This is a genomic window from Dongia mobilis (assembly GCF_004363235.1).
GTDB lineage: Bacteria > Pseudomonadota > Alphaproteobacteria > Dongiales > Dongiaceae > Dongia > Dongia mobilis.
On the sequence record NZ_SNYW01000007.1, the window covers coordinates 60,125 to 77,027 of the forward strand.

Sequence of the window (16,903 nt, forward strand, 5' to 3'; positions counted from 1 at the left end):
CTCAGCCACCGAAGGGCGCATTGAGCTGCACAATAGTCCAGTTGAGATAGGCGGCGAACGATACCCACAGCAGGTAGGGCAGGAGCAGCCAGCCTGCAACGCGGGAATACCGCCGCAGCAGAATTATTAGTGCCAGGATCGACAGCCACAGGGCCATCACTTCGACCAATGCCCAGTCCGGCCGCTGCAATCGGAAGAACAACAGGCTCCACAGAACATTGAGGAAGCCGTTGACCAGGAAGAGCAGCAGAACCGTCTGGCGGTCACGCTCCCGGCGCGTCCGGCGCCATGCGCTGACGCCGGCGAGCGAGACGAGGGCGAAGATCAGGGTCCAGACGGGACCGAACAGCCAGCCGGGCGGTTGCCAGCTTGCCTTGGCAAGCGACTGGTACCAGGGCCCGATATCGGTCATCAATCCGCCGAGAAACGCAACGGCGAGCGCCGCAACCGCCGCCACCAGGATCATGCGCCAGAGTGGGGTGTCGACAACGGTCATGGTGCGACGAGTCCAAGCAGATGGGCTAGGTCCTTGAAGAAGATGCGGACATGCGCGATCGGGTTGCTGCGCACCAGCTTCTTGTGCATGTAGGACTGCCAGGTTAGCCGCTGCACGTCCGGGTCGCGACAAATACTGACAAAGCGCTCGCGCCGCCGGTCGCTCGCATACCAGAATCGCTGCATCATCCCGAGCACCCAGAAGACACGGCCGTGCGCCCGCATGAAATTCCGGCGAGCCTCTTTCAATGCCGCTGAATTGCCGGTCGCCAGATAGACATCGACGGCCTGAGCGGCGAGCCGACCCCCGGTCATCGCATAGTAGATGCCTTCTCCGGAAGCCGGTGCGACCACTCCAGCGGCGTCTCCGGCCAGCAGGACATCGCGGCCGTTCTCCCACCGGGGCAGGGGCCGCATCGGAATAGGCGCTCCCTCGCGCCGGACAGTCTCGGCCTGATCCAGGCCGAGGGATTGTCGCAGTAGGGCTGTCGCCGGGCGGATGGCAAATCCCTTGTGAGCAGAACCGGTGCCGATGCTGGTGGTCGCTCCATGCGGAAAAACCCAGCCGTAGAAGTCGGGCGAGACGGTTCCGCGATAGATGACGTCGCAGCGTGTGGGGTCGAAGCCATCGCCCGGATCCGGCGATCGGACGATCTCGTGATAGGCGAAAACGTGGCGGACCTTCTCCGCACCCGGGATCGCCTGTTTCGCCACTGCCGAATTGGCGCCGTCGGCACCAATGACAGCGCGGGCGCGGACCAGGCACGCCCTTGTACCTTCATCATCGCGGATGGCGTAGCGGACCAGACTGATGCCGCCGCCATCGCGGTCCAGCGCTTGGAAGGTTCCCGTTCGCCGCCGGGCGCCGGCTGTCTCGGCCCGCCGCCGCAGCCACTCGTCAAAATGCTCACGATCAACCATGCCGACGAACCCGCCCTCGATCGGCATATCCACGGCACGATTGCCTGGAGAGATCATGCGGGCGGCACGGGCGCGGGCGACCAGCAAAGCATCCGGAATCGCGAACTCGGCAATCAGGGCCGGCGGAATGGCACCGCCGCACGGCTTGATACGCCCACCTCGTTCCAGCAACAGAACGGAGCGACCGGCACGCGCCAGATCCAGCGCAGCTGTGCTACCGGCTGGCCCGCCGCCGACCACGACCACGTCATACGTCTCGGTAGTATCGGTCATGCTCATCTCCCGTCATAGGCCAGGTATCCGCGGGTCGCACCGCTGGCTGCCTCGGTGCCGTCGCGGGCCAGGCCATAGGCCAGCACGGCCGCTATCAGGAAGAGGGCCGCCTCGCCAACGAAAACGATCGCATAGGCGTGCTGCGCGTCACCCAGTGTCGCGCGCGCGAGATCGACGATGACTGTCCCGAGAAAGCCGCCGAGGCCGAAGGCAATTGCCTGCCCCGCCCCCCACAATCCCATGCGCACGCCGGCCCGTGACGGGCCGCCGGCGCTGGCAAGGTCCATCATGCAGGCGATGGCTGCGGCGGCAAAGACGCCATTCGCGACACCGAGCAGGAAAACCGTTTCGCGCAGCGGCCAGCCTGACGGAGCGGAGGCAGCGGCCCCGAGTCCGGCGAGGGTGAAGGCGGAAGCGATACACCCGATCAGGGTCCAGCGAGTCATGGAACCAAAGCGCGCTACGCCGCAGGCGCTGCCGCCGAGCGCGATCAGGACCATGCCGAGGAAAACGCCGGCATTCTGCACTCCGGCAAGCTGCGTGGTCTCGCCGGGCGTCAGACCGAAAAGCATGCCTGCGAAGGGCTCAAGGATCAGGTCTTGACCGCTGAAGGCCAGCATGGAGACGAAGATGAAGAGGGTGAAGCGGCGCGTCTTCGGTTCGTCCCAGACCTGGGCAAGGGCAGCACGGAAACTGCTTGCGGTGGCGGTCGCATCATCCGTTGTGGTGCCTGCCGATACCGGCCCCCGTTCAATGCCGATGACGCCAGCGAGTGCCAGCAGGAAAGCCAATCCGCAGACGATGCCGACGACAGCGACCAGGCGCAGGGGAGAGAAGGGGTCAAGAAAGTGCCCGGCGCCGCCGGCGGTGGCGACGAAGCCCGCAATCATCATCAGCCAGACAATCGTCGCGGCCGCGGGCCGGCGACGAGGTGCCACACGTGCGGCGAGCAGGGCCAGCAGCGAGACGCCGGCGGCACCGACGCCGAGACCAATCAGGACAAAACTTGTCAAGGCAAGTGCCAAACCCGCGCTTGTATTGCTGCTCATCCAGGCGGTTGCGATGGCCGCGCCGAGGCCGCCGAGCGTAAGGGTCGCCATGCCGCTGATAATCCAGGGCGTGCGTCGCCGGCTGCGATCCGAGCCATGGCCGAAGCCCGGCCGCGAGAGCTGGATGGCATAGTGCAGACCGACCAGCGCGCCAGGAACCATGGCCGGCAAGGCCAGTTCGACCACCATCACGCGATTGAGGGTCGATGTGGTGAGGACGACGACAGCACCGAGCGCTGTCTGCACCAGGCCCAGACGCAGAATGGTCAGCCAGCCGAAGGTGGCGGGTTCGCCGCTCACGCCGCACCGGCCAAGGCATGGGCCGTGGCCAGCATACCCAGAACATAAAGCGTGGTGCCGGTCGCATTGTACCAGGGTGCGCGCACGCGGGGGCTGTCCAGCAGCCGGATCATCAGGCCGAGTTGCACGATGAGCAGGGCGACGACCGCGCCCGCATGCCAGGGAGCGCCCCAGGCGACAAGCAGCCCGATGACGATGCATTGGGGCAGCGCCATCACCGCGCAGGCCACCCGCGCCGCTCGTTCCACGCCGAGAAGCACGGGCAGCGAGTCGATTCCCATCGCGCGATCGCCGTCGACTGACTTGAAGTCGTTCAGGGTCATGATTCCGTGCGCCCCCAGGCTGTAGAGGGCGGCGACCAGCAGGATGTGCGGTGCGGGCATGGCCGTCGCTATGACCGCAGCGCCGGTGATCCAGGGCAGGCCCTCGTAGCAGACGCCGACGGCGCTATTGCCCCACCAGCCATTTCGCTTCAGGCGGAAGGGCGGCGCGCTATAGGCCCAAGCCAATGCGAGCCCGACCAGCGTCGCGCCGAATCCCCAGGGACCGAGCAGCATCGCCAACATCATGGATGCGGCCGTCCAGGCAATCGCAATGAACAAGCCCCATCGTCCAGGAATGCGTCCGGAGGGAATCGGGCGCTGTGGCTCGTTGATCGCATCGACATGGCGATCGAACCAGTCGTTCACGGCCTGGCTGGTGCCGCAGACAAACGGACCGCAGAGCAGAACTCCCGCAATGAACTCGACCCAGCGTCCCTCGATCGACTGCCCCGACGAGACGATGCCGCAGCCATAGGCCCACATTGGCGCGAACCAGGTAATGGGTTTCAGCAGTTGCAGCACAGCCATCGGGGCCGGGAAAGCGAAGCGCGCGTGGGAGATGCTGCGGCTCGCCATCCTGCCCTGCTATTCCGCCTTGTCGGCGATTTCGCCTATTTCGGTCAGGCCATAGCGGCGGAGCTTCAGATAGAGGCTCTGCCGGCTGAGCCCGAGAAGTTCGGCGGCAGAGGCTCGGTTGTCGCCAGTCAGCATGAGCGCCGCCTCAATGCACATCCGTTCGATGACGTCGGTCGATTCGCGGACCAGTTCCTTAAGCGGCACACGACCGACCAGTTCGGTAAGCTGTTCCATGGATCGAGGCATGATGGCGACACTTATGTCTCCTGCCGCCTTGCCGGGCGAACTCAGCCTACGGGAGACGTCCCGAATGGAGAAACCGAAGGTCGTGCGATTGCCGTCACGGATTGATACCGCAGAGATCTCTACCTCAGGATTGGAGCCGTACTCCCCGCGCGCGGTCGTGAAGAACAGCCGGACCGTACCATGTTTAGCGAGATTGCTGAGCAATACGCTGACATCAACGCCCGAGCGCCCGAGCCAGCGTTCCAAGTGTTCCCCGCGCGCCTGCTCCTCGGTCGCCAGTTGGGCGATTTCGAGGAATGCAGCGTTGGTGACCAGGATGCATCCCGCCTCGTCAGTAAGGACAAAGCCGTCGGGCAGTGCCTCCACAACTTCGGCTAGTTTCCGCTGCGGGTCAGGTGCCGGTCCGGCTTCGCCTGACTTAGGTGCCAGCCGCAGCAGCAGGATGGCGTTGTTGTCCTGTCGAAGCAGAGCGCAGGAAGCCACGATGTCCCGCTTCGCATGCAGAGGATGCAGTGTCAGTTCCTCCGTACGTCCTGTCGCCTCTACCCGCGTAAGCAGGCTTTCGAGCGCCTGTGCGCTGTTTTCGTCAAGATGCGCGGTGAGCGGTTTCCCGGACAACTGAGTCGCCCCGTCGCCGAGCAGGTGGGCGGCGCTTGGATTTGCCTCAATCACGGCGCGGGTAGCTGGATCGAGCATCAGGATGGCGTCCGGCGCGGTGCGGAACAGGATGCGATAGCGTGCCTCCATCTGGCGAAGGCGCACATAGTCGCGCTCCATCGATTGCTGGGCCTGCAACAAATTCTGCTGCAGGGCCGCCATGGCGCGCTGGTCGCGACCGAAGGCGATGATGCGCTCCGGCGCACCAAGCCGGATTGTCGCATATAACAATGGTAGGCCAGATGTTCCACCGATGGCGTGATTGACTTGGCGCCAACGCGATGGCTGGCCGGAGCCGGCATCCGCGAGCAACTGGGAGACCTTTGGCCGGCTCTCGGTCGTAACCATGTCGAGCCAGGGACGACCGATCCAGGAATCGGTGCTGCCGGCCAGCAGCGTTGCGTCCGAACAGGCGATATCGCGCACGATACCTTGATCGTCGAGGATGAGGAGAATGTCGGAGGCGGCGGACGCCAGCGCCAGGGCCGAGTCCGAATCAAGTGCTCCGAGCGTCTCGCCGGGGGAGAGGGTTTGTGTCACGGCAGATGAGATCCTCCATGCGTCGAATCTCCCCCCAGCATCTTTATTGGTTTGTGGTTCGGTTGAGCTCAGCACTTTAATCCCAGCAGTCCCAAAATGTCTTCGGCACGGTCGACGGCTTGCCGTCCGTCAGTCGCCATGGCATCGGCGCCGATCAGGCCGGCAAGGTCATGATCGTCGACGAAGGCGCTTCCCCCGACGAGGATGCCAATGGATTTGTTGAGCGAGTTTCGCCGCACGGCGTGAATTTGCGCGGCCAAAGCTTCCTTGCGTGTGAGCGAACTCAGCGAGAACCCGGCAATCGAAAATGACTGGTGGCTTACCAGCGCCACGACGTCCTGCACTGCATGTGATGAGTCGCACCACACTTCCCAGCCGGCCCGGCGGAAGAACTCCGCCACCATGGTGACGCCGAAGAAATGCTGCTCACCCGGCGCCGGTAGGAGAAGAATGCGTTGCCTGCAACCGGATTCGTCGAGTTCTCCCATGAATTCAGGACTGAAGCGGCGCAGCAACATTTGCAGCCTTCCGACGCCGATCGTTACCTGGGTGAAGTCGATGAAATCCGCAACCCACATCTCACCCAGCCGCCGGGCAACGGGAGTCAGCAGGCCAAGGTAGACCTCTTCTACATTGACGCCCGCCTTCAACATTGCGGCGATATAGGCTGCGGCGTCCTCGGATTCGTCGCCCAGGATCAGTGTCGTCATCTCGTTGACATGCGCATCCGAGATATTGTGCGGAGCGACGATTGAGATGCCTTGCGCGTATTGTTCGTTATCTCGTCGCGCGAGGACGAGGCGCGGAATGATCTCGGTTTCGATCGCCCGGACGAGGCGGGCGACGCCCTGCAGGGGGCCCTGGTCGACTGCCTGGCGCTTGCCGGGCTCCCAGCCGAGCGAGCGTGGAAGACGCGCCTGTTCGCTGCAGAAACCATCCGCGACCTGCTGGGTCGTGTCAGCCATAGGTTCCTCCCCTGAACGAGATGACCTTGGGCCCATTGTCCTGGAAACCGGAGCGTTAAGGCGGCTGGAACTCTGCGACTTGACGGACGGCGATACTCCAGACTGATCCGAATTCGGGCTCTTATTGACCCCACAACCTTATGCGCTGACAAAGTGACTGTCAATTTCATGTTACGTAAAAAAAACTTGACACATTGAACTGTCAATTCTAGCGTGACACACAAGGGCCCGAGACAAGCACTCAGCATAGAGGTCCGCGATAGTCGTCCTTAAGTTTCAATTGGTTAATCCCTGAACCGCGCCATTCGCACGGGCTCCAGGCGGTACCGAGAAGCACAGACAGGGGGCTCTCATCGCATGGCAAATCTCGGCTTCATCGACAGAGCGCTGGCTTCGTTCGACCAATGCCCGTGGTCGACTTTCGCCGGTACCAGCGGCCACTACGCCAGCTTTCCGGCGACCACGCCAGCTGCGACGCCAATATCGTCGAATGTGCGCCCGCCAATCTACAGTTCGGAAGAGCGCCGCCGCCGCGACGCCAGTCCATGGACCCTGGTGCAGGGTGTCCTGGCCCCGTTTCAATTCCTGGTCTTCGCCGTCAGCCTGTGGCTGATCGTCTGGTACCTAGCCACAGGCGAGGGCGCCGAACTTGCCACTGCCTCGATCATCGCGAAGACCCTCGTTCTCTACACCATCATGATCACGGGTTCGATCTGGGAGCGCGAGGTGTTCGGGAAATACCTCTTCGCGCCAGCCTTCTTCTGGGAGGATGTCGTGAGCATGTTGGTCATCGGGCTCCACACGGCCTATCTCTATGCGGTGGTGACCAGTGCGCTTGGCATCCGGGAGCAGATGCTGCTGGCCTTGTTGGCCTATGCCAGCTATGTGGTCAACGCCGGTCAATTCCTGGTCAAGCTGCGCAGTGCGCGGCGCGAGGCTGAGCGGATGACGTCGCTGCCGCGCCGGCCGCAGGGCCGCGCCACATGATCGCCGCCGCCGCCTCGCGTGACGGGTCGAGTGCTGCTGTGATGGCAGGTGAAGCTCCTTTGCGCGAACGCGGCCAGCGCGAGGTCTTTTGCGGTCTCACCGGCATCGTTTGGCTCCATCGCAAGATCCAGGATGCCTTCTTCCTGGTCGTCGGCTCGCGCACCTGCGCGCATCTTCTCCAATCGGCCGCTGGCGTCATGATCTTTGCGGAGCCCCGCTTCGCGACCGCCATCATCGAGGAGCGGGATTTGGCCGGCCTCGCCGATGCGAATGCCGAACTTGACAAGGCGGTCGACCAGCTTCTTGTCAGGCGCCCGGACATCCGGCTCCTGTTCCTGGTCGGCTCCTGCCCATCGGAAGTCATCAAGCTGGATCTCACCCGGGCTGCCCAGCGCCTGTCGGGGAAACACGCGCCGAAGGTGCGCATCCTCAGCTATTCCGGCAGCGGCATCGAGACGACGTTCACGCAGGGCGAAGATGCCTGCCTGGCGGCGCTGGTGCCGACTTTGCCCGTCGCGGAAACGCAGCCGTCGCTGTTGGTGGTGGGAACGCTGGCGGACGTCGTCGAGGACCAGTTCCGCCGGATGTTCTCTGCTCTTGGAATCGACAACGTCTACTTCCTTCCGGCGCATCGCGATGCCGAAATGCCGCCTGTCGGCCCGACCACGCGCTATCTGCTGGCGCAGCCGTTCCTCGCCGACACCGCTCGTGCCCTGGACGAGCGCGGCGCGCAGCGGCTGGCGGCACCGTTCCCGCTGGGTGCAGAGGGTACCGCGGCCTTCTTTGGTGCCGCGGCCAAGGCCTGGAACGTCGATCCGACTCTGTTTCAGCAGGTGATCGCGCCGGCGCAGGAACGCGCGGCGCGCGGGCTGGCGCGCTACCGGGCGCAATTGCAGGGCAAGAGCATCTTCTTCTTCCCCGACTCGCAGCTCGAGATTCCGCTGGCGCGCTTCCTGTCGCGTGAATTGGAGATGCAGCCGCTCGAGATCGGTACGCCCTATCTGCACCGCCAGCACCTGGCCGAAGAACTTGCCCTGCTCCCACCCGACATGGTCATCACTGAGGGTCAGCATATCGACAGGCAACTGGACCGTTGCCGTGCCGCCAGGCCCGACCTGACCGTGTGCGGCCTCGGCATTGCCAATCCCCTGGAAGCGTTGGGGCTGACGACAAAGTGGTCGATCGAATTGTTATTCACGCCAATCCACGGCTTCGAGCAGGCAGCAGATCTCGCCGAACTTTTCGCGCGGCCGTTGCTCCGCCGCAATCTCCTGGTGGCCTGAGTCATGCAGCTCGCCCTTTGGACATATGAAGGCCCACCTCACGTCGGCGCCATGCGAGTCGCTACCGCGTTGACTGACGTGCACTATGTTTTGCACGCGCCGCAGGGTGACACCTATGCCGATCTGCTCTTCACCATGATCGAACGGCGCCACCACCGCCCGCCGGTTACCTACACAACGTTTCAGGCCCGCGATCTGGGCGGGGACACCGCCGAATTGTTCAAGACAGCGGCCAGGGAAGCCTTCGAGCGTTTCGCGCCCAAGGCGATGCTGGTTGGGGCGTCCTGCACCGGCGAACTGATCCAGGATGATCCCGGAGGACTCGCCAGAGCGCTCAGTTTGCCAATCCCCATCGTGGCACTCGAATTGCCGTCCTACCAGCGCAAGGAGAACTGGGGCGCGTCCGAGACCTTCTACCAGCTTGTGCGCACTCTGGCCGGTCCACAAGCGAGTGCTGAACGCGCCCCGCGCGACAAATCCCGTCGCCCGCGCTGCAACCTGCTCGGGCCGACAGCACTCGGTTTTCGCCACCGCGACGACGTGAAGGAAGTATCCGGTCTGCTGAACCAGCTCGGCGTGGACGTCGCGGTGGTGGCGCCGCTGGACGCCAGCGCCGCCGATATCGCGCGATTGGGCGAGGCCGATTTCAATGTCGTGCTCTATCCCGAGATCGCGCTGACCGCGGCGCAATGGCTGCAGCGCAATTTTGGCCAGCCGATGCTGCAGACCGTGCCGATCGGCGCCGGGGCGACCCGGGACTTTATCGCCGAGGTCGTCAAGGTGGCGGGCATCGAGGCGGTTGATCCAGCGCAGTTCGAGCCGCGCGCCACTTGGTATGCCAAGTCGGTCGATTCCACCTATCTGACCGGCAAGCGGGTGTACATCTTCGGTGACGCGACCCATGCCATCGCCGCGGCGCGGGTCGCGGTGGAGGAACTTGGCTTCACACTTGTCGGGCTCGGCACCTATAGTCGTGAATTCGCGCGCGAAACCCGGGCTGCCGCCACAAAATACGGCGTCGACGCGCTGATTTCCGACGACTACCTCGCCGTCGAAGCACAGATCGAGGCAGTACAGCCGGAACTCGTGCTCGGCACCCAAATGGAACGGCATGTCGCCAAGCGCCATGGCATCCCTTGCGCCGTGATCTCCGCGCCTGTGCATGTGCAGGACTTCCCCGCACGTTACGCACCCCAGATGGGCGTCGAGGGCGCCAACGTCCTATTCGACACTTGGGTCCATCCGCTGATGATGGGGCTGGAGGAGCATCTGCTGACGATGTTCCGCGACGACTTCGAGTTTCATGATCAGGCTCGGCCATCTCATCTTCCCGCGCATCGACCTGCCGTGAACCCGGGTGCCTCGCGCGGTGCCGAGGTCATCCAACTTCCGCAGCGTGAGACGGCGCCGGAAATCGCCGCCGACGTCGCCTGGACGGTCGACGCCGAATCGGAACTCAAAAAGATCCCCTTCTTCGTTCGCGGCAAGGCGCGCCGCAACACCGAGCGGTTCGCCCGCGACAGCGGCGTTGCCACGATCACAATTGAGACCCTGTATGAAGCAAAAGCGCATTTCGGCCGCTGATGCCACCCCAATACGGGTGGTCATCGTCACACTGGACTCGCATCTGGCGAGTGCGGTGGAGCGGGCGAACGCATTGCTGCGCCGCGACCTGCCGGGATTGACGCTCAGTCTCCATGCGGTGGCGGAGTGGGGTGCGGATCCGGACGCGCCGGAACGCTGCCGTCAGGATATTGCTGTCGCAGACATCGTCATCGCAACCATGCTGTTCATGGAAGAGCATGTAAATGCGGTTCTACCGTGGCTGCAGGCGCGGCGTGATTGCTGCGATGTCATGGTTGCCTGCATGTCGGCGGCCGAGATCGTGCGTCTGACACGGATCGGCCGGTTCAACATGGATGGTCCGCAGAGCGGTACCATATCTCTCCTGAAACGACTCCGCGGCGCCAACAAGCATGGTGCCAGTGCCGGTGCCCGACAACTCGCCCTGGTTCGGAATCTGCCGCGCATCCTGCGGTTCGTTCCCGGTACGGCGCAGGATCTGCGCGCGTTTTTCCTGGTGCTGCAGTACTGGCTGGCCGGTTCCGACCGCAACGTCGCGGCCATGGTGCGCTTCCTGGTCGACCGTTATGCGGACGGGCCGCGCCGCAGCCTGCGCGGCACCCTCCCGGCAGAGGCTCCCATCGCCTATCCCGATACCGGTGTTTACCATCCTTCCCTTGCTGCGCGTGTCAGCTCTCGCCGCGAGGATCTGCCCAAGCCATCGCGTAAGGCGCGCGGTATGGTCGGGCTCCTGGTGATGCGCTCCTATGTCCTTGCCGGAAATACACGACATTACGATGCGGTGATTGCCGCATTGGAGGCGCGGGGATTTACCGTCATCCCGGCTTTTGCCACCGGACTCGATGCACGCGGCGCGGTCGAGCGGTTCTTTATGAAGAACGGCGTCGCCCGGGTCGACGCCGTTGTATCGCTGACCGGGTTCTCGCTGGTCGGCGGGCCGGCCTACAACGATGCCAGGGCGGCTGAGGAAATGCTCGCGGCCCTTGATGTGCCCTATATCGCCGCCCACCCGGTCGAGTTCCAAACCCTGGAGCAATGGCGCGAATCTCCCCGCGGATTGACGCCGATCGAGGCCACCATGATGGTTTCGATTCCCGAACTGGATGGTGCTACCGGTCCGATCGTCTTCGGTGGTCGATCGGCGGCAGGCGGCAGCACGCGCGACATGGAGCCGGATGCGGAACGAACCGCTGCACTTTGCGCCCGCGTCGACCGGCTCATCGCGCTGCGGCGCAAGCCGGCCACCGAGCGCAAGGTCGGTATCATCCTTTTCAATTTCCCGCCGGACGCCGGCAATGTCGGCACCGCAGCCTATCTTTCGGTCTTCGCGTCGCTCCATGCCACGCTCGCCGCTATGCAGAAGGCCGGCTATGTCGTGGACCTTCCGTCCGACGTCGATGAATTGCGACGGCGCATTTTGGAGGGCAATTCGGCGCGCCACGGCACGCCGGCCAATGTCCATACCCGCATTCCTGCCGACCAGCATGTGCGGCGCGAGCGCTGGCTCCGCGAGATCGAGGCGCAATGGGGTCCAGCACCCGGCAAGCAACAGAGCGATGGCGGATCGATCTTCGTTCTAGGCGCGGAGTTCGGCAATGTCTTTGTCGGCATTCAGCCATCGTTTGGCTATGAAGGCGATCCGATGCGGTTGATGTTCGAGACCGGTCTGGCGCCGACCCATGCCTTCAGCGCCTTCTACCGCTATCTGCGGGAGGATGCTGCGGTTGACGTGGTGCTGCATTTTGGTACTCACGGCGCCCTCGAATTCATGCCGGGTAAGCAAACCGGACTGGCTGCCGATTGCTGGCCTGATCGCTTGATCGGCGACCTGCCAAATATCTACCTCTATGCCTCCAACAATCCCTCCGAGGGATTGATTGCCAAGCGCCGCGCAGCTGCCACGCTGGTCAGCTATCTGACACCACCCATCGCCAAGGCTGGCCTGCATGGCGGCCTGCGCGAACTCAAGGACTCGCTGGAGCGCTGGCGTGCCGCCTTGCCGCAGGCGCTAGGTGAGCGCCGGCAACTCGCGGAACTGCTGCAGGCCCAGGCGGCGTTCCTTGATCTCGCTGCGCCCGAGCCAGCCTGGGGAAACGCCGCCGAAGAGCAGGTGACAGCCCTGTCGAAATCCGTGCGTGAGATCGAGACGACGCTGATCCCGGATGGGCTGCATGTCGTTGGCCAGCCGATGTCGGCCGAAGGGCGCCTGGCCCTGCTCGACTCCGTTCTCGAGGCCAACCCGTCGCTCCAGATCGACGCGAACAAGCTTACGGATCTGGTCGCCGGCCGGGAACCGGCGAGAGGAGATCGCGCCGACAAGGAGCACTCTGCACTCCAGGAACTGGCGCGTATCAATCGCCTGCTGTCCGAGGACCACGAATTGCCGGCACTCCTGCGCGCGCTCGACGGTCGCTTCATCCGGCCTGCACCAGGTGGCGACCTGTTGCGCAATGCGGAAGTGCTGCCGACCGGGCGCAACCTGCACGGCTTTGACCCCTTCCGCATTCCGACCGCCTTCGCTCTTGCGGACGGCGCCAGCCAAGCGCGGCGCCTTCTCGATCGCCACGTCGCGGACGGCAGGGCGCTGCCGGAGACGGTCGCCATCGTACTCTGGGGCACGGACAATCTGAAGACCGAAGGCAGCCCGGTTGGCCAGGCACTGGCGCTGCTCGGAGCCAAGCCACGCTTCGACGGGTTCGGCCGGCTGGCCGGTGCCGACCTCATCGATCTGGCCGAACTCGGCCGGCCGCGCATCGATGTGCTGGTGACGCTCTCGGGCATCTTCCGCGACCTGCTGCCGTTGCAGACCAAGCTGCTGGCGGAGGCCGCCTATCTTGCCGCCGCCGCCGACGAGCCGGTTGAACGGAATTTCGTCCGCAAGCACACGCTAGCCTATCAGGCGGCGCATGGTTGCGACCTGGAGACCGCGGCCTTACGCGTATTCAGCAATGCCGACGGTGCCTACGGCTCCAACGTGAACAATCTCATCGAGAGCGGCCGCTGGGGCGAGGAATCGGAACTGGCAGAGACCTATACGCGGCGCAAGAGCTTCGCCTATGGCCGCCAGGGCCGACCGATGCCGCAGGCGGCACTGCTGCAGAGCGTCCTCGCCAACGTCGATCTTGCCTACCAGAACCTTGACTCGGTTGAGCTTGGCATCACCACTATCGACCACTATTTCGACACGCTGGGCGGTATCAGCGGTGCCGCAAAGCGCGCGCGCGGCCAATCGGTACCGGTCTATGTCGGCGATCAGACCACCGGCGAGGGTAAGGTGCGCAGTCTCGCCGAACAGGTCGCCATTGAGACACGGACGCGCGTTCTCAATCCGAAATGGTACGAAGGCATGCTGAAGCATGGCTATGAGGGTGTGCGACAGATCGAGGCTCACGTGACCAATACGGTCGGCTGGTCGGCAACAACGGGTCAGGTGGCGCCCTGGGTCTATCAGCAGATCTCCCAAACATTCATGCTCGACCCGGAGATGCGCAAGCGACTGGCCGATCTCAACCCGACCGCATCCGCCAAGGTCGCCAGCCGCCTGATAGAGGCGCATCGTCGGCAATACTGGACCCCGGACCCTGCCACCCTCGAGGCGCTCACGCGCGCCGGAGAGGAACTGGAAGACCGCATCGAAGGAATCAATGACATGGTGGCCGCATGAACGTCGCGATCAATCGAACTGCCCTGCGCAGCGGCCTGCCATCACGGCCGGATGGCGAGGGCAGCGTGCAAGTGCAACTTGATCCCTCCGTCAGCCTCGGCTCGGCCAAGGTATTTGCCGTATATGGCAAGGGCGGCATCGGCAAGAGCACGACATCCTCCAACCTCTCGGTCGCCTTTGCCAAGCTTGGCAAGCGTGTGCTCCAGATCGGCTGCGACCCTAAGCACGATTCGACCTTCACGCTGACCAAGCGCCTCGCACCCACCGTGATCGACGTCCTCGAATCGGTCAACTTCCACGCCGAGGAGCTGCGGCTGGAGGACTTCGTGCACGAGGGCTATGCAGGCGTCATGTGCGTCGAGGCAGGCGGCCCGCCGGCCGGTACCGGCTGCGGCGGCTATGTCGTTGGCCAGACGGTGAAGCTGTTGAAGGAACATCACCTTCTCGAGGACACCGACGTTGTGATCTTCGATGTGCTGGGCGACGTGGTATGTGGTGGCTTCGCCTCGCCGCTGCAGCACGCCAACCGGGCCCTGATCGTCGCTGCGAACGACTTTGATTCCATCTTCGCCATGAACCGCATTGTCGCCGCGATCCAGGCCAAGTCGAAAAACTACGACGTCCGCCTGGGTGGCGTGATCGTCAACCGCAGCGCGGCGACCGATCAGATCGACCGCTTCAACGAGGTGGTCGGTCTGAAGACGCTGGCGCATTTTCCCGATCTCGACGTCATCCGCCGCTCGCGCCTGAAAAAATCCACCCTTTTCGAGATGGAGGCGTCGCCGGAGCTAGAGAAGGTCCAGAACGAATACCTCCGCCTCGCCGCAAACCTGTGGGCCGGGGCCGAGCCGCTGGAAGGCCGGTCGATGAAGGACCGCGATATTTTCGACCTGTTGGGATTCGACTGATGACCAGCGCCACCTACATCGCGCGGCGGGGCGAGCTGCAGACCTATTTCGACCGGACTGCGGTCGATGCCTGGTCGCGCCTTACCTCCGACGCGCCGGTCAGCCGGATCCGCGCCACGGTGCGGGCGGGCCGCGAGGCCATGCGGACCAACCTGCTGGCCTGGCTGCCGCAAGACCTGACGGGCCGCCGGCTGCTCGATGCCGGCTGCGGCACAGGCGCCCTCGCCGTCGAGGCGGGGCATCGTGGGGCGCAGGTGACCGCTATCGACCTTTCGCCCACCCTTACCAAACTTGCACGCGAGCGGCTGCCGGCGGAACTCGATGGCCGCATCGAGTTCCGCGTCGGCGATATGCTCGACCCGGCACACGGTATCTTCGACCATGCGGTGGCAATGGATTCGCTCATCCACTACCGCGCGCCCGACATGGTGCGGGCACTGGCCTCCCTGGCGCAGCGCGTCGAGCACTCGATCGCCTTCACTTTTGCGCCACGTACACCGGCGCTCTCGGTCATGCATGCTGTGGGTCGACTGTTTCCACGCGGCAACCGGGCCCCGGCAATCGAGCCAGTCGGTCCGGTTGCATTGCAACAGCTGTTGGCTGCCGATCCGGCGCTTGCCGGTTGGCGCGTCAATCGTATCCAGCGCGTCACCACTGGGTTCTACATGTCGCAAGGCGTGGAGCTGGTGCGGTCATGAAGCGGCTGGACCACATTGCCGCACGGGGCTGGCTCCACTTGGCGCCGCAATTCCTCCCCTTCGCCGATGCGGCGAGCCGCGAACTGCCGCTTGGCCGCCTGCTGCGCCTGTCCCTGTTCCAGGTTTCGGTCGGCATGGCCGTAGTGCTGCTCAATGGCACCCTGAACCGCGTCATGATCCTGGAGATGGCGGTTCCGGCCTGGCTGGTGAGCGTGATGGTGGCCCTGCCGCTTCTTTTCGCGCCCTTCCGCGCGCTGATCGGCCATCGCTCCGACATGCACCGGTCGCTGCTTGGCTGGCGGCGGGTACCCTATATCTGGATGGGTACGTTGCTGCAATTCGGCGGCCTGGCGATCATGCCCTTCGCGTTGATCGTGCTGTCCGGTGACACGCATGGCCCGGCTTTTGTCGGTCACGCCGGCGCGGCGTTGGCCTTCCTCCTTGTTGGCGTTGGTCTGCATACGACGCAAACAGCCGGCCTCGCGTTGGCGACCGACCTGGCTCCCCCCGGGTCGCGCCCACGCGTGGTCGCGCTGCTCTACGTGATGCTGCTCGCCGGCATGGTGCTGGCGTCGCTGGTGTTCGGTGCGCTGCTCGAGCAGTTCAGCCAGATGCGCCTGATCCAGGTGATTCAGGGTGCCGCCCTCGCCACCATGCTGCTGAACATCGCGGCGTTGTGGAAGCAGGAGGCGCGTAATCCTGTGCTGACCGACCCGGCACGGCCGCGCCAGGATTTCGCCATGGCGTGGCGGCGGTTCATCGCGCAGCCGCGGGCGGCCCGTTTCCTGGTCACGGTCGGACTTGGCACCGCCGCCTTCAGCATGCAGGACATCTTGCTGGAGCCGTATGGCGGCGAGATCCTGCATATGGCGGTGGGCAGCACCACGATGCTGACCGCAATACTCGCCGGAGGCACACTGATCGGTTTTGCAATCGCCGCACGCCATCTGTCCCTGGGCGGTGATCCGTTTCGCATCGCGGCATTCGGCGCGCTCGTCGGACTTGCTGCCTTTCCCGCAGTGATGATTGCCGCGCCGGCCAGTTCCCTGCTCCTGTTCCTGACCGGTACCGGTCTCATCGGGCTCGGCGGCGGGCTGTTCTCGGTCAGCACATTGACGGCCGCCATGGCGCTCGACAATGGCGACGGAAGCGGTCTGGCGCTGGGTGCCTGGGGGGCCGTGCAGGCCAGCGCCGCCGGTCTTGCGGTAGCCGCAGGCGGCATATTGCGGGATGTGGCGAATGTTCTCGCCGATCGGGGCCTGCTTGGCCCGGCACTGACGGGGCGCTCGGTCGGCTACGGATTTGTCTATCAGGTCGAGATCGTTTTGCTGTTCGCGGCCCTCGTCGCCATCGGACCGTTGGTACGCACAGCGGGAGGCCGGCTGCGGTCGACCGCGAAATTCGGCTTGGCGGAGTTTCCCGGTTAGGGCCCGC

General features: G+C 64.3%; 13 protein-coding genes. 7 read left to right on the top strand and 6 right to left on the bottom strand.

What is annotated here, in order from left to right:
* Position 1 precedes the first annotated feature (1 nt).
* From A8950_RS06035 to A8950_RS06060, 6 genes are all read right to left on the bottom strand, one after another.
* Complete coding sequence (locus tag A8950_RS06035) at positions 2 to 496, bottom strand: TspO/MBR family protein (RefSeq protein WP_208109762.1); 495 nt, start codon at positions 494 to 496, stop codon at positions 2 to 4.
* A complete protein-coding gene (locus A8950_RS06040; protein WP_133612746.1) occupies positions 493 to 1,689 on the bottom strand; it encodes a geranylgeranyl diphosphate reductase in 1,197 nt (398 codons plus the stop codon). Before A8950_RS06040 ends, A8950_RS06035 begins: the two co-directional genes overlap by 4 nt.
* A 2-nt stretch (positions 1,690 to 1,691) precedes the next feature.
* Positions 1,692 to 3,038 carry a BCD family MFS transporter gene (locus tag A8950_RS06045; protein WP_243735549.1) on the bottom strand — a complete coding sequence of 449 codons (1,347 nt, stop codon included), beginning with the start codon at positions 3,036 to 3,038 and terminating at the stop codon, positions 1,692 to 1,694.
* Positions 3,035 to 3,937 carry a chlorophyll synthase ChlG gene (gene chlG / locus A8950_RS06050; RefSeq protein ID WP_133612747.1) on the bottom strand — a complete coding sequence of 301 codons (903 nt, stop codon included), beginning with the start codon at positions 3,935 to 3,937 and terminating at the stop codon, positions 3,035 to 3,037. Before chlG ends, A8950_RS06045 begins: the two co-directional genes overlap by 4 nt.
* Positions 3,938 to 3,946: 9 nt before the next feature.
* Positions 3,947 to 5,380, bottom strand: a complete 1,434-nt coding sequence (ppsR, locus tag A8950_RS06055) for a transcriptional regulator PpsR (protein WP_133612748.1) — start codon at positions 5,378 to 5,380, stop codon at positions 3,947 to 3,949.
* Positions 5,381 to 5,448: 68 nt separating this feature from the next.
* Positions 5,449 to 6,345, bottom strand: a complete 897-nt coding sequence (locus tag A8950_RS06060) for a cobalamin B12-binding domain-containing protein (protein WP_166645025.1) — start codon at positions 6,343 to 6,345, stop codon at positions 5,449 to 5,451.
* A gap of 357 nt (positions 6,346 to 6,702) precedes the next feature.
* On the opposite strand from A8950_RS06060, the gene bchF reads away from it, so the two are divergent.
* The 7 genes from bchF (at position 6,703) to A8950_RS06095 (ending at position 16,896) form a co-directional block, all read left to right on the top strand.
* Positions 6,703 to 7,332, top strand: a complete 630-nt coding sequence (gene bchF / locus A8950_RS06065; protein WP_133612750.1) for a 2-vinyl bacteriochlorophyllide hydratase — start codon at positions 6,703 to 6,705, stop codon at positions 7,330 to 7,332.
* Positions 7,329 to 8,615 (top strand): ferredoxin:protochlorophyllide reductase (ATP-dependent) subunit N, encoded by a 1,287-nt coding sequence (locus tag A8950_RS06070; RefSeq protein WP_208109763.1) that lies wholly within the window; start codon positions 7,329 to 7,331, stop codon positions 8,613 to 8,615. Before bchF ends, A8950_RS06070 begins: the two co-directional genes overlap by 4 nt.
* Before the next feature lie 3 nt (positions 8,616 to 8,618).
* Positions 8,619 to 10,199, top strand: a complete 1,581-nt coding sequence (gene bchB, locus A8950_RS06075; protein WP_133612751.1) for a ferredoxin:protochlorophyllide reductase (ATP-dependent) subunit B — start codon at positions 8,619 to 8,621, stop codon at positions 10,197 to 10,199.
* Entirely contained in the window at positions 10,171 to 13,863 is a 3,693-nt protein-coding gene (locus tag A8950_RS06080) for a magnesium chelatase subunit H (protein WP_133612752.1), read from the top strand. The genes bchB and A8950_RS06080 overlap by 29 nt, the downstream gene beginning before the upstream one ends.
* On the top strand, positions 13,860 to 14,771 hold the full coding sequence (bchL, locus tag A8950_RS06085; protein WP_133612753.1) for a ferredoxin:protochlorophyllide reductase (ATP-dependent) iron-sulfur ATP-binding protein: 912 nt from the start codon (positions 13,860 to 13,862) through the stop codon (positions 14,769 to 14,771). Before A8950_RS06080 ends, bchL begins: the two co-directional genes overlap by 4 nt.
* Complete coding sequence (gene bchM, locus A8950_RS06090) at positions 14,771 to 15,469, top strand: magnesium protoporphyrin IX methyltransferase (protein WP_133612754.1); 699 nt, start codon at positions 14,771 to 14,773, stop codon at positions 15,467 to 15,469. Before bchL ends, bchM begins: the two co-directional genes overlap by 1 nt.
* 134 nt (positions 15,470 to 15,603) lie before the next feature.
* The gene (locus A8950_RS06095) at positions 15,604 to 16,896 is read left to right on the top strand and encodes an MFS transporter (RefSeq protein WP_279513026.1); all 1,293 of its coding nucleotides are present in this window, start codon (positions 15,604 to 15,606) and stop codon (positions 16,894 to 16,896) included.
* Positions 16,897 to 16,903 lie beyond the last annotated feature (7 nt).

Coding starts and splice junctions, on each gene's coding strand:
- A8950_RS06060 (WP_166645025.1), bottom strand. CDS start 6,345: ATGGCTGACACGACCCAGCAGGTCGCGGATGGTTTCTGCAGCGAACAG.
- A8950_RS06040 (WP_133612746.1), bottom strand. CDS start 1,689: ATGACCGATACTACCGAGACGTATGACGTGGTCGTGGTCGGCGGCGGG.
- A8950_RS06035 (WP_208109762.1), bottom strand. CDS start 496: ATGACCGTTGTCGACACCCCACTCTGGCGCATGATCCTGGTGGCGGCG.
- bchB (WP_133612751.1), top strand. CDS start 8,619: ATGCAGCTCGCCCTTTGGACATATGAAGGCCCACCTCACGTCGGCGCC.
- A8950_RS06080 (WP_133612752.1), top strand. CDS start 10,171: ATGAAGCAAAAGCGCATTTCGGCCGCTGATGCCACCCCAATACGGGTG.
- A8950_RS06070 (WP_208109763.1), top strand. CDS start 7,329: ATGATCGCCGCCGCCGCCTCGCGTGACGGGTCGAGTGCTGCTGTGATG.
- bchM (WP_133612754.1), top strand. CDS start 14,771: ATGACCAGCGCCACCTACATCGCGCGGCGGGGCGAGCTGCAGACCTAT.
- A8950_RS06095 (WP_279513026.1), top strand. CDS start 15,604: ATGGCCGTAGTGCTGCTCAATGGCACCCTGAACCGCGTCATGATCCTG.
- bchL (WP_133612753.1), top strand. CDS start 13,860: ATGAACGTCGCGATCAATCGAACTGCCCTGCGCAGCGGCCTGCCATCA.
- bchF (WP_133612750.1), top strand. CDS start 6,703: ATGGCAAATCTCGGCTTCATCGACAGAGCGCTGGCTTCGTTCGACCAA.
- chlG (WP_133612747.1), bottom strand. CDS start 3,937: ATGGCGAGCCGCAGCATCTCCCACGCGCGCTTCGCTTTCCCGGCCCCG.